The sequence below is a fragment of the Arcobacter sp. ISO1 genome (assembly GCF_058105185.1).
Genome location: NZ_CM176573.1, coordinates 1234600 through 1248554, shown reverse-complemented (window position 1 = coordinate 1248554; position 13955 = coordinate 1234600). Strand labels below are relative to the sequence as shown.

The 13955-nt window shown below is 30.2% G+C and carries 12 protein-coding genes; 7 read left to right on the top strand and 5 right to left on the bottom strand.

Annotated features, from left to right (window positions below):
* The first annotated feature begins 109 nt into the window (after nt 1-109).
* Complete coding sequence (locus AC2TY9_RS06180) at nt 110-985, top strand: DMT family transporter (protein ID WP_489780080.1); 876 nt, start codon at nt 110-112, stop codon at nt 983-985.
* 33 nt (nt 986-1018) lie between these two features.
* Here the strand turns inward: AC2TY9_RS06180 and AC2TY9_RS06175 are convergent, their stop codons facing one another.
* Nucleotides 1019-2185, bottom strand: coding sequence for an iron-containing alcohol dehydrogenase (locus AC2TY9_RS06175; protein ID WP_489780079.1), 1167 nt, complete (start codon nt 2183-2185; stop codon nt 1019-1021).
* A gap of 150 nt (nt 2186-2335) precedes the next feature.
* Between AC2TY9_RS06175 and AC2TY9_RS06170 the strand changes: the two genes are divergently transcribed.
* Entirely contained in the window at nt 2336-3448 is a 1113-nt protein-coding gene (locus AC2TY9_RS06170; protein ID WP_489780078.1) for a glycosyltransferase, read from the top strand.
* A 36-nt stretch (nt 3449-3484) separates the two neighbouring features.
* On the opposite strand, the gene AC2TY9_RS06165 is transcribed toward AC2TY9_RS06170, so the two are convergent.
* The 4 genes from AC2TY9_RS06165 to AC2TY9_RS06150 form a co-directional block, all read right to left on the bottom strand.
* The gene (locus AC2TY9_RS06165) at nt 3485-4027 is read right to left on the bottom strand and encodes a dihydrofolate reductase (protein ID WP_489780077.1); all 543 of its coding nucleotides are present in this window, start codon (nt 4025-4027) and stop codon (nt 3485-3487) included.
* 18 nt (nt 4028-4045) lie between these two features.
* On the bottom strand, nt 4046-4909 hold the full coding sequence (locus AC2TY9_RS06160) for a thymidylate synthase (protein ID WP_489780076.1): 864 nt from the start codon (nt 4907-4909) through the stop codon (nt 4046-4048).
* Between the two features lie 344 nt (nt 4910-5253).
* The gene (locus tag AC2TY9_RS06155) at nt 5254-5826 is read right to left on the bottom strand and encodes a TetR/AcrR family transcriptional regulator (RefSeq protein ID WP_489780075.1); all 573 of its coding nucleotides are present in this window, start codon (nt 5824-5826) and stop codon (nt 5254-5256) included.
* A 16-nt stretch (nt 5827-5842) separates the two neighbouring features.
* Nucleotides 5843-6820 carry a hypothetical protein gene (locus AC2TY9_RS06150; protein WP_489780074.1) on the bottom strand — a complete coding sequence of 326 codons (978 nt, stop codon included), beginning with the start codon at nt 6818-6820 and terminating at the stop codon, nt 5843-5845.
* 177 nt (nt 6821-6997) lie between these two features.
* Between AC2TY9_RS06150 and prpB the strand changes: the two genes are divergently transcribed.
* The 5 genes from prpB to AC2TY9_RS06125 all read left to right on the top strand — a co-directional run bounded on the left by prpB (nt 6998) and on the right by AC2TY9_RS06125 (nt 13813).
* Nucleotides 6998-7882 (top strand): methylisocitrate lyase, encoded by an 885-nt coding sequence (gene prpB / locus AC2TY9_RS06145; RefSeq protein WP_489780073.1) that lies wholly within the window; start codon nt 6998-7000, stop codon nt 7880-7882.
* A gap of 58 nt (nt 7883-7940) precedes the next feature.
* Nucleotides 7941-9089, top strand: a complete 1149-nt coding sequence (gene prpC, locus AC2TY9_RS06140) for a bifunctional 2-methylcitrate synthase/citrate synthase (RefSeq protein WP_489780072.1) — start codon at nt 7941-7943, stop codon at nt 9087-9089.
* A gap of 90 nt (nt 9090-9179) precedes the next feature.
* Nucleotides 9180-11777: a Fe/S-dependent 2-methylisocitrate dehydratase AcnD gene (gene acnD, locus AC2TY9_RS06135; protein WP_489780071.1), complete on the top strand. Its 2598-nt coding sequence runs from the start codon at nt 9180-9182 to the stop codon at nt 11775-11777.
* 144 nt (nt 11778-11921) lie between these two features.
* Nucleotides 11922-13097, top strand: coding sequence for a 2-methylaconitate cis-trans isomerase PrpF (gene prpF, locus AC2TY9_RS06130; protein ID WP_489780070.1), 1176 nt, complete (start codon nt 11922-11924; stop codon nt 13095-13097).
* A 140-nt stretch (nt 13098-13237) separates the two neighbouring features.
* On the top strand, nt 13238-13813 hold the full coding sequence (locus AC2TY9_RS06125) for an SCO family protein (RefSeq protein WP_489780069.1): 576 nt from the start codon (nt 13238-13240) through the stop codon (nt 13811-13813).
* The last annotated feature ends 142 nt before the right edge of the window (nt 13814-13955 follow it).

Below are 13955 nucleotides of genomic sequence, written 5' to 3'. Positions count from 1 at the left end.
ATAAAATGATTTAAAGTTATATATAATGTGTGATAAATATACAATTTATATGCAATTTATAGTTTATTAGTGTATAATCCCTCTTTTTATTTTAGGGAGAAAAATTTTGGTGAAAAAAAAACTATTGGAATTTCGTGCAGATTTTCTTTTATTAACTGTTGCTATTGCTTGGGGTGTAACTTTTTTAATGGTGCAAGATGCTATTAAAACTGTTCCTGTTTATGCTTTTTTGTTTTACAGATTTTCACTTGCTACAATTCTTATGGGAATAATTGCCTTTAAATTTTTTAAATCACTAAATAAAGAAACTGTTCTTTTTGGAATAGTTTTAGGATTTTTTCTATTTGGAGGTTTTGCTACACAAACATTTGGTTTGGCTTATACAAAAAGTTCAATTGTTGCTTTTTTAACAGGACTTAATGTAATTATTGTTCCTTTTATAGCCTATGTAATATTCAAACAACATGTTAGACCAATGGTTTTCTTAGGCTCTTTATTTGCTGTTGCTGGATTATACTTATTAACTATGAGCGGTGATTTAAGCCTTGGTTTTGGTGAAACTTTAGGTTTAATATGTGCTGCATTTTTTGCCTTACAAATTGCCTATACCGATATTTTTTCAAAGAAAGTAAATGTCTTTTTATTAGTTTTTTTCCAGTTTTTAACTGTGTCAATTCTTTCTTTAATATTTTCATTGTTTGTTGATGATGTTACTTTTAATGTTGGATTAGATTATACATTTTTAAAAGCATTGATAATTACTGCAATATTTGCTACTGTTTATGCTTTTTTAATTCAAACATATATGCAACAATTTACAACACCAACTAAAACCGCAATTATATTTACAATGGAGCCTGTAAGTGCAGGATTTTTTGGTTATTTTGTAGGTAATGAATTATTAACTATGACGCAAATCTTTGGTGCAACTTTAATTATTTTTGCTCTTTTATTAGCAGAAATAAAATTTAAAAAAAGTGAATAAACTAAAATAGATTTCTCTATTTTAGTTTAAATTTTAAAAATCAACTTCTTTTTTATAATAAGTACATATAAAAAGTTTTTTCATATTTTCATCATCAATTTCTCTAGGATTTGCTCCTGTACAAGCATCTAAAACAGCATTATGAGCTATAAACTCTAGATTTTCATTAAATTCACTTTCTTCTATTCCATACTCTTGCATAGAATGAGGAATATCTAATTTATTATTTAAATTGTCTATTAAAGCAATAAATGAGTCAACTAATTCTTCATTAGTCTTTCCATCTAACTCTAAATATCTTGCTATGTCAGCATATCTTTCTTCGCAAGCTTTTCTATTATATGCAATAACATAAGGTAAGAATATTGCATTTGCACATCCATGGGGAATCCCAAACACTGCTCCAACTTTATGAGCCATTGAGTGAGTTATTCCAAGTAAAGCATTAGAAAAAGCCATTCCCGCTAGGCATTGAGCTTCATGCATAAGCTCCTTTGCTTCTTCATTATCATTATAAGAATCAATTAAACTTTTCTTTATCATTGCCAAAGCTTTTAAAGCCAATGGATCTGAAAAATTACTATGTAATGCAGCAACATATGCTTCTGTTGCATGTGTTAAAGCATCCATTCCTGTATGAGCTATAAGTTTTTTTGGCATTGTTTTAGCAATATCAGGATCAATTATTGCTATATCTGGAGTAATATTAAAATCTGCCAAAGGGTATTTTATTTTTTCTTTATAATCTGTTATTACTGAAAAAGCTGTAACTTCTGTTGCTGTACCGCTTGTAGAAGGAATTGCAACAAAAATTGCTTTTTGTCTTAGTGTAGGTAAATTAAAAGGAATAACTGCTTCTTTAAAAGTAAAGTCGGGATATTCATAAAAAATCCACATGGCTTTTGCAGCATCAATAGCTGAACCTCCACCAATTGATACAATAATATCAGGCTCAAAAGCAAGCATTCTTTTTGCTCCATCCATAACTGTATCAACTCCTGGATCAGGTTCAACTCCTTCTATAGTTTCAACTTCCAAACCTGCTTGTTTTAAATAGTCTATAGTTTGATCAAGAAAACCAAATTTTTTCATAGATCTTCCACCTGTAACAACTATTGCTTTTTGACCTTTTAGATTTTTTAATTCTTCTAAAGAGCCTGCACCATGGTATATGTCTCGAGGTAAAGTAAAACGTGCCATCTGTTCATCTCCTTCATAATTAGTATAAGTTCATTATATCTTAATTATAATTGAATTTAAATACTTAATAACATTATTTTATAAATTATAATGCTTTTTTATTGCGACTATTTAGTAATATAATTTTTAAAATACTTTTAGGAGTTATACATGGAAAAAATTTTATATATTACAGACCAAGATGAATATACAGATCACAGTTTTATAGGTCCACTTTTTGAAAAATATTTAAAAGAGTTTTATGAAGTTGATATTGTCTATTTTAGTGAATTTAAAGCAGAATTTGAGAAAAAAGATGATCATAGATTTATTTTACCAATTGCAAGAAAAGAGAAATCTATAGAAGAATTAAATAACAGAGGTATTGATATCTCTTCTTATTCATATGTATTTGTTAGAAACTCAGCACAAATACTTAAAAATGTACTTTCTTTAAGTGGCCAATATAATTATAAAGTTGGATATAGACTATCTTTTCCTAAAAGAATTGCAAAGATACAAGTTGATGAAGCAAACAATAAATCTAGTTTTTTAGGATACATAAATAATAAACTTTCAACTTTTTCTGAAACAAGAATGATAAACAAATGTGATATCTTCTTACCAACTTCAAAAGAGATGCAAGAGGAGTATTTTAGTGGCGTAAATATTAAAACTTTTATTTGTCCACCTGCAATTGATCCAGAAGTTTTACATAATAACCTTCAACATGAAAGAGAAGAAAAAAGATTTTTTTATGCTGGAACATTAGACAAATTAAGAGAGTTTGAAACAGTGTTAGAAGCTTTTAATGAATTAGAAGCAACAAACTGGAAATTAACAATTTCAACAAAAGACCCAGAGTATGCTGTTGATGTGGTTCATAATTATTCAAATATAGCAGCTAATGTAGAGATTAATAATGCGAAGACAAAAAAAGAATTATTAGAATTTATTGCTAAGGCAGATATTGGAATATCAGTTTTACCAGAAATTGCTTTATTTAATACCTCAACACCAGTAAAAATTATGGATTATTATTCATCAGCTGTTCCTTGTATTATGACAAATAATGCTAATAATAATACAATTTTTACAGATGACCACGATGCTTGGTTTTGTAAATTTGACAAAGATTCTATAAAAAATAAACTTGAACATATTATAGGACTTTCAAAGAAAGATGTAGCAGAAGTTGGTGTAAAAGGTCAAGAAAGACTTCTTGATATTAGAAACTACAAAAGAATAGCAGCAGATTTAGCACACCAATTAAATGTACTTTAGTCTATTTAAAAAGGGAATTAATCCCTTTTTAAAAAATTAATCTTTTTTCACCCAGACTTTAAACTTCCAAGCTGGAGTTTTTATATTTCCATCTTCAGATAAAATAGCATCATAACTTTTTTCTTCAGCTAAATCCCAAGAAGAAAAATCAATCTCTTTTAAATATGCATCTGCTTCACCTTCAAAGTCGACTTCAGTTAAATACATTTTATCAACATATGGGAATAGTGTTTCATAAATATTAGCTCCACCTATTATAAAAAGTTCCTCTTCTGCATTAACCCTTGCAAAATTAAAAGCTTCTTGAACATCAGAAAATGTATGTACACCTTCATGGCTAAAGTCACCCCTTGTTAAAACTAATGATGTTCTATTTGGAAGTGGTTTTCCAACTCCAGAGCGACTGTGTTTCGCAGAAACACTGAGAATAGATTCAAAAGTTTTTCGTCCCATTAATAGATGATGTCCTGAAGTAATTGCTTTAAAGTTTTTAAAATCCTCACTAATATGCCATAACATTTGATTATTTAAACCTATTTCCCAATTCTTTCCGTATGCAACAATCATTGAAATTTTCATAGTTTAGTTTTCTCCTCTTTATACAGCCATAACTGCTTTAATTGGTTCATCACACTCATAACCTACAAGTTCAAAATCACTCATTTTAAAATCATTTATATCTTTTATATCTTTGTTTATCTTCATTGTTGGTAATTTATGTGGCGTTCTGCTTAGTTGTAAATTTACTTGATCCATATGGTTTGAGTAAATATGTGCATCACCAAAAGTATGTACAAAATCTCCTACTTCTAAATCACAAACTTGTGCAATCATAATTGTTAAAAGTGCATAAGAAGCAATATTAAAAGGTACTCCTAAAAATACATCGGCACTTCTTTGATAAAGTTGACAAGATAATTTTCCATTTGCTACATAAAATTGAAAGAAAGTATGACATGGAGGTAATGCCATATTTTCAATCTCTGCTACATTCCATGCATTTAATATAATTCTTCTACTATCTGGATTTGTTTTTATTTGATTTATTACATCAGCTAGTTGGTCATAAGATTTTCCATTCTCACCCTTCCAAGATCTCCATTGTGCACCATAAACAGGACCTAGCTCTTTAACAGTGTCGGAATTAGTATAACCTAAAGCTTTACCTTGAGCATCTGCATTTGCAGTCCAAACTGTATTTTTACCTATAATATTAGAAGCTTTATCACCATAGTGAATTTCAGCTAATCTTCTTTCATCAGTGCTACCTTCAATAAACCATAAAAGCTCACTTATAATACCTTTTAAAAATGTTTTTTTAGTAGTAACCAATGGGAAACCTTGGCTTAAATCAAATCTCATTTGATATCCAAAAACTGAAGTTGTTCCTGTTCCTGTTCTATCTTCTTTTGTAGTGCCATTGTCCAAAATATGTTGTAGTAAATCTAAATATTGCTTCAAGTTTTTTCCTTGATTGTATTAATTTGAATTGTTTATTGTATTAAAATAATTTGTAAGAGCGGGTTAAGTAAGAAATAAATTTAAATAATGAAAAGTTCTAAATTTTATGAATAAAACTTAGAACCTTCAGATATCATCATTGCAACTAATGTAGCAAGTGTAAAACTATAAACTACAATTCCAATAAACTTTTTCATAGCATATCCTTTAAAGAATCCCTTTTTAAAAGAGATCGTAATTTCTTGACTAACCAGTCAAATTTTGAGACGAAAGAAGATCTTGACTGATTGGTCAAAGAAATTATAACAATTTTTGACTATTTAGTCAAGAGAATTTAAAAAATTTTATGATTTTATTTTTATTTTATCAAAATAGTAGGCTAATTGCTCTATACAGTTTGCAAAAATTTTTCCATCTTGACTCTTTTTTGAAGTTGATAAACACCCTTCAATGGAAGCAACAACAAATATAGCAAGTTCTTTTATATTTGGATGTTCTATCTCTTTTCTTTCTTCTGCTTTTTTTAAAACTCTGTAGATAACATCTTCAAAATTTAAATATACCTTTTCTAAAGCTTTTTTAAAATCATTATCATGGTGAGATAATTCTTGAACCAATGAGTTCAATCTACACCCTAAAGTATGATTAAATGAATCTGTATTTCTTAAAACATTAAACATAGAATCAATATAGTTTTCTTCTACTTCTAAAATTGCACTATATTTTCTATCAATGTAACCATATACATGGACATCAATAACTGCTAATACTAACTCTTTTTTTGATTTAAAATAATGGTACATACTACCTTTATTTAATTGTGCTTTTTTTAATATTTTGTCAACTGAAACTGAATGATACCCATTTTCATATATTTCTTCAAAAGTTACAGCTAACAATTTTTCCTTTGTTGTCATTATTTTTCCCACCTAATTAATTTCTTTTTTGACCTGGTTTTGGTTGACTTACTTGTTTTTGTAAATCTAATGATAAGTTGTTAAAAAATAATTCACCATAATCAGTTGTTCTATTAATAGTTTCATATGCTTGTATAATACTGTTGTTATATCTTACAGCATCTTGTAATATTTTTAAAATTTTAACTGATTCTAAAAAGTTTACATGGGATGGTGCTTCAATTGGTGAAGAATAGTATTTATGCATTCTTTCAACTAAATTTTTATTTCTAATCTCAATAAATACAGACTCAATAGGTGATTTAAAAAATAAAATCTTCTGCTTTACATTAATAGATATATATGTAGTATCCATTCCATATATCTTTCTTGAAAAAGAATCAAACAAAAACAACTTCTTATTATAGTTATTATTAAATAGTTCATACATCAATTCTAAAATTTTAATTTTTTCCTCTTTTGTATAAAAGTTACCAAAGTTAGCAAAACAAAAAATTAGAACTGATTTAATTGAATACCACTCAGTAGTATCATAATCATATCTTAGCATCTGTTCAATTCTTAACTGTTTTAATTCCTCTATTTCTGTTGATGTTCTTGTTCTATAAACTTTTTTCACAGCAGTATCTCTATACATAGGTCCAGGGAATTGTGCTTGTATTACAAATCTTCTATTTTTTTCAAGATCCATAATATATTTTAGTCTTCCTTCATAGTCTTCATCAATAATTCTTACCTCTTTTTGAGGAATCTGACTAATTGACTTTATAAACTCTTCCCCTGTACATCCCTCTTCCCAGATAAAATCTGGATATCTAAAAACATTACAAATTTTATTTTTAACATCATCATTTGGCTCAATATCAGAAACATTGTCTATCCATGAAGTAACAGTACGTCTATCTTTTTGAATAAGAGAAGCAAATTTTGATATACTCAAATTTGATCTTTTAAAAATCTCTATAAATTTTTCTATTCCATTTTTATATGTCATTTTAAGGCCCTAATAATTTTCTTGGAATTTATTGTACCATTAGTATACATAAGAACAAATATTGTACAAAACCTCTATTTCTTAAAAAAAGTTGTAATTTCTAAATCAAAAAATATACAATACTACTTTTGTAAACAGTAGTATAATGATTATCACTTAATTTATATAAGGATTCATATGAGCGCAGGAAAAAAATTTAGAGAAGCATTAAAAGAAGAATCTCCACTACAAATCGTAGGAACTATCAATGCTTATCAAGCATTACAAGCTACTAAAGTTGGATACAAAGCTATCTATTTATCAGGTGGTGGTATTGCTAACGCTTCATACGGTTTACCAGATTTAGGTATGACTATGATTGAAGATGTTTGTATTGATATTAGAAGAGTTACTTCTATTTGTGATACTCCATTAATTGTTGATGCTGATACAGGTTGGGGACACGCATTCAACGTTTCTAGAACTGTTAAAGAATTTATCAGAGCTGGTGCTGCTGGATTACATATCGAAGATCAAGTTGCTGCAAAAAGATGTGGTCATAGACCAAACAAAGAATTAGTTACAACAGAAGAGATGTGTGACAGAATTAGAGCGGCGGTTGATGCAAAAATGCAATTAGACCCAGATTTCTATATTATTGCTAGAACTGATGCACATGCATCTGAAGGTCAAGAAGCTGCAGTATCTAGAGCAAAAGCTTATGTTGAGGCTGGAGCAGATGCAATTTTTGCTGAAGCAGTTCATACACTAAAAGAATACAAAGAGTTCTGTGAGCAAATGACAGTACCAGTATTAGCAAACATTACTGAGTTTGGGGCAACTCCAATGTTTACTACTGAAGAGTTAGGTTCAGTTGGAATTGAAATGGTTCTTTATCCATTATCTGCATTTAGAGCAATGAACAAAGCTGCATTAAATGTATATAAAGAACTAAGAGAAAAAGGTACTCAAGAGAGTGTTCTTGATACTATGCAAACAAGAATGGAGCTTTACGATATGTTAGGGTACCATGACTATGAGCAAAAAATGGATGAGTTATTTTCTAAGGGAAAAGCTAAGTAATTAGACTTAAAAAAATAAAAGTAAAAAACTAGGGAAAAGTTTACAAAAGGAGAAATTTATGAGCACAACTACGGGATTTAAACCAAAAAAATCAGTTGCATTATCAGGGCAATCTGCAGGTAACACTGCTATTTGTACAGTGGGGAAAAGTGGAAATGACTTACACTATAGAGGTTATGATATTTTAGAATTCGCTAACACAGCAGAGTTTGAAGAGATTGCACATTTAATCGTTCACGAAAAATTACCTAATAAAGCTGAATTAGCTGCTTATAAAACTAAGCTACAAGGTTTAAGAGATATTCCAGATGGTGTTAAAGTTGCATTAGAGCAATTACCAAAAACTGCTCATCCAATGGATGTTATGAGAACAGGTTGTTCAGTTCTTGGAGCAATAATGTCTGAAGATGAATCTCATCCAAAAGATGAGGCACAAGCTATCGTTGATAAATTAATGTCTTGTTTTGGTTCTATGTTATGTTACTGGTACCACTATGCATACAATGGAAAAAGAATTGATGTTGTAACTGATGATGATTCAATTGGTGGTCACTTCTTACACCTTTTACATGGTGAAAAACCAAGAGAATCTTGGGTTAGAGCTATGCATACATCATTAATCCTTTATGCTGAGCATGAATTTAATGCATCTACATTTACTTCAAGAGTTATTTCTGGAACTAATTCAGATATGTTCTCTTGTATCACTGGTGCAATTGGAGCATTAAGAGGTCCAAAACATGGTGGAGCTAATGAAGTTGCATTTTATATTCAAGAAAGATACTCTTCACCTGATGAAGCTGAAAAAGATATCTTAGAAAGAATGGCTAGAAAAGAGATTATTATTGGATTTGGACACCCAGTTTACTCTTCTTGTGATCCAAGAAACGTAGTAATTAAAAAAGTTGCTGAAGATTTATCTAAAGAAAACAACAATACATTAATGTATGACGTTGCTGAAAGAATTGAAACAATCATGTGGGATAACAAAAAAATGTTCCCTAACTTAGATTGGTTCTCTGCAGTTTCTTATAACCAAATGGGAATTCCAACAGATATGTTTACTCCAATTTTCATTATCTCAAGAGTTACTGGATGGGGTGCACATGCTATTGAGCAAAGAGAAGATGGTAAAATTATTAGACCATCTGCAACCTATACAGGTCCTGAAGACTTAAAATACGTTCCTTTAGAGGAAAGAGAATAATCAAAAGATTATTCAAGACTTAAAAGCCATCAAATTTTTTGATGGCTTTTATTTTTTATAGAGAAAAAATTAAAAATAGGTATAAATAATATGACAAACGAAAAATATCTTAAAGACCTTGATGGTGTTGATGGTGTTAAATTTTATGATGTTAAAGCAGCAGTTGAAGATATTCAAGCTGGTTCATTTGAAAAATTAAACTACACATCAAGAGTTTTAGCAGAAAACTTAATTAGAAAATGTCCTAGTGAAGATTTAGAAGACTCATTAGTACAATTAATCGAAAAAAGAACAGACAAAGATTTCCCTTGGTATCCATCAAGAGTTATTTGTCACGATATCTTAGGATTAACTGCATTTGTTGATCTTGCAGGACTTAGAGAAGCAGTTGCTTCAAAAGGTGGTAATCCAGATAAAGTTAACCCAGTTGTTCCAACTCAGTTAATCGTTGACCACTCATTAGCAGTAGAGTGTGGTGGATATGATCCAGATGCATTCCAAAAAAATAGAGATATTGAAGATAGAAGAAATGCAGATAGATTCCACTTTATTAACTGGACAAAAGAAGCATTTAATAATGTAGATGTTATCCCTCCAGGTAATGGTATTATGCACCAAATCAACTTAGAGAAAATGTCTCCAGTTGTACATTTAGACGATGGAATTGCAAGTCCTGATACATTAGTAGGAACAGATTCACATACTCCACACGTTGATGCACTTGGTGTTATTGCTGTTGGTGTTGGTGGATTAGAAGCTGAAAATGTTATGCTTGGAAATCCATCTTATATGAGAGTTCCTGAAATTATTGGTGTTGAAATTACAGGTGTTAGATCAGAAGGTATTACAGCTACTGATATTGCACTTTCAATGACTTCATTTTTAAGAGAAAACAATGTTATCTCAGCTTACTTAGAATTCTTTGGTGAAGGTATCAAATATCTTAACTTAGGTGATAGAGCTACAATTGCAAATATGACTCCTGAGTATGGAGCAAGTGCAGGTATGTTTGCTATTGATGAGCAAACTATTGATTACTTAACTGTAACAGGTAGAGAGCCACAACAAGTTAAATTAGTTGAAGCTTATGCTAAGGCAAATGGTTTATGGGCTGACCAAGTTCAAAATGCTACTTATGCTAGAACTATTAAATTTGATTTAGGAGCAGTTACTAGATCATTAGCAGGTCCTTCTAAACCTCATAAATTAGTTCCAACTTCAACTTTAAAAGAAGAAGGAATTGTAAAAGAGTGGACTCAAGAAGGTGACTTTATTCCAGATGGTGGTATCTTAATTGCTGCTATTACTTCTTGTACAAATACTTCAAATCCAAGAAACGTTATTGCTGCTGGTTTACTTGCTAAAAAAGCAAATGAGCTTGGATTAAAAAGAAAACCTTGGGTTAAGTCTTCATTAGCGCCAGGATCTAAAGTAATTGAAGTTTATTTAAAAGAAGCTGGATTATTACCTGAAATGGAAAAACTAGGATTTGGTGTTGTTGGTTTTGCATGTACTACTTGTAATGGTATGTCTGGAGCTCTTGATCCAAAAATCCAACAAGAAGTTGTAGATAGAGATATTTACACTACTGCTGTATTATCAGGGAATAGAAACTTCGATGGAAGAATTCACCCATATGTAAAAGAAGCATTTTTAGCATCTCCTGCATTAGTTATTGCATATGCATTAGCTGGTACTGTTAGATTTGATATTGAAAATGATGTTTTAGGTCAAGATAAAGATGGTAATGATATTAAATTAAAAGATTTATGGCCATCAGATGCAGAGATTAACGCTGTTGAAAAAGAGTGTGTTAGACCTGAAATGTATAATGATATTTATAACCCAATGTTCGCTAGAGATGGAATCGCAGGTATTAAAGTAGATCCTTTCTATAAATGGAATACTAACTCGACATATATCAACAAGCCTCCTTATTGGGAAGATGAATATATGCAAATGCCAGCATTAAAAGGTATGAGACCATTAGGTGTATTCCCAGATAACATTACGACTGATCACTTATCTCCATCAAATGCTATCTTACCTGATAGTGCTTCTGGTGAGTACTGTATCTCAAAAGGTCTTCCAATTCCTGACCTTAACTCTTATGCAACACATAGAGGGGATCATAATACTGCTTCAAGAGCAACTTTAGCAAATCCAAAACTATTTAACGAAATGGTTAAAGATGAAAATGGAAAAACTAAACAAGGTTCATTAACTAAGATTATGCCAGAAGGTAAAGAATCTAGAATGTGGGAAGCTATTGAAGAGTATAACAATAGAAAACAACCATTAATTATCATTGCTGGTACTAACTACGGTCAAGGTTCTTCTAGAGACTGGGCTGCAAAAGGTGTTAGACTTGCTGGTGTTGAAGTATTAATTGCTGAATCTATTGAAAGAATTCACAGAACTAACTTAGTTGGAATGGGTGTATTACCATTACAATTTAAAGATGGTGAAACTAGACATACTTACGAAATTGATGGGTCAGAAACTTTTGATATAGAAGGTGAAATCACTCCTAGATGTGACTTAACAGTTGTTATGACTAGAGCAAATGGTGATGTAGTTAAATTCAATGTTTTATGTAGATTAGATACTTCTGCTGAAGTTGAAGTTTACAAAAACGGTGGTATTTTACAAAAATTCGCTAAAGATGTTGTTGCTGAAGGTAAATAAACCTTAAATAACATTACATTCGTTCCCAAGCTAGAGCTTGGGAACGAGATTATAATTAACTGATTATTTAAAATTATTTATAAAAGTATAAAATCTATGTTTTTATAAACAATTTAAAGTGAATTTATAAAAAGGGAAAATACAATGGCTTACAAACCACAATTTAAAGTAAAAGCTACATATATGAGAGGTGGAACTTCAAAGGGGACATTTTTCAATATTGCAGATTTACCTGAAGAAGCAAAACAAGATCCAAAAAAAAGAGATAGATTATTACAAAGAATCGTAGGATCTCCAGATTTATATAAAAAACAAATTGATGGCATGGGTGGAGCAACTTCATCTACTTCAAAAGCTATTTTAGTTGGAAAGTCTAATGTTGCTAATCACGATGTTGATTACTATTTTTGTCAAGTTGCAATTGATAAAGACTTTGTTGATATGAGTGGAAACTGTGGAAACTTATCAAGTGCAGTTGGTCCTTTTGCTATTAATGAGGGATTAGTAGATAATGTCCCAGAAAATGGTGTTTGTTGTGTAAGAATTTGGCAAGCAAATATCAAAAAAACTATTCTTTGTTATGTAACAATGGAAAATGGAATGGTTAAAGAGATGGGTGATTATGAGATTGATGGTGTTGCCTTTCCAGCAGAAGAGATTGTTTTAGAGTTTGTTGAGCCAGTTGATCCTAGTGAAGAGTTATTTCCTACTGGAAATTTAGTAGATGATTTAGAAGTTCCTGGTGTTGGTACTTTTAAAGCTACTATGATAACTGCTGGTATTCCAACAGTATTTGTTAATGCAGATGAGATTGGATATAAAGGAACTGAGCTTCAAGATGATATTAACTCAGATACAGCAGCACTTGAAAGATTTGAAAAAATTAGAATCGCAGGTGCGCTTAAAATGGGTGTAATGAAAGATGCATCTGATGCATTAACTCAACAACATACACCAAAAATTGCATTTGTAAGCCCAGCAGCTGATTTTATTACTTCTTCTGGTAAAGAGGTAAAAGCTAGTGAAATGGATTTGCATGTTAGAGCATTATCTATGCAACAACTACACCATGCTATGATGGGAACTGCCTCTGTTGCAATTGGAGTTGCTGCTTGTGTTCCTGGAACTTTAGTAAATATTGCTGCAGGTGGAGGTGAAAAAGATTCTGTTACTTTTGGACATCCAAGTGGAGCTATCAAAGTAGGAGCAACACTATCTAAAGATGGTGATAAATATATTGTTGAAAAAGCTAGTATGAGTAGAAGTGCTAGAATTATCATGGATGGGAATGTACATGTTCCAGCTGGGACTATGGATTAATTTATAAACTTTTATTAATAATAATTTTAATCACTAAAGGAAGGGTAAAAAACACCCTTCCTTTTTTTATTTAACTAATTGATACCCTTTTAATACTATCTTATACTATAATTATGCTAACATATAAAAGGGAGACTATTATGTCTAAAACAAAAATAATTTTTGGTATATTTTTAATAACTTTAATGTTATCAACACTTTTATTTACAGCTTTCCCTTCTCTTTATTCTAATGATGAAACTGGGAAGATATATAAACAAGTTGATACGAATTTTAATTTTTTAAAAAATGAAGACTCTGAATATGTACTACTTTATTTTGGTTATGTGGGTTGTGCAACAATTTGTTCCCCTGCATTAAATGAGATAAGTCAAATATATAAAAAACTTGATAAAAATAAATTCACTTTCTACTTTGTAAATTTACAAGAAAATACACCAAAAGAGAATGTTGATTTATTTGCAAAAGTTTTTGATGAAGATTTTACAGGTATTTATCTAAATAATGAAGAGATAAAAAAAATAATAAATACACTTAATATAAAATTTGTACCTTCAATGTTAGATAAAAATGAAATTGACCATTCAGGTTTTTTACATGTTTTAAAAAAAGAAGAGAAAAACATGTATCAACAAAAGTTTATTTATACAACAAAACCACTTCAAATTGAAGAAATAATTAAAGATCTAAATAATACAAAAGGAGCATCATCATGATGAAAGTATTTTTTCCATTTTTGGATAAAAGTTTACCACAAAAAGTTCAGGAGAGTTTAGCAGAAGATTATAGAAATGCTGACAAACTAATGCTTATTGTTTCATTTATAAGCTTTTTACTAGTAGCTGGAGTAACATCTTA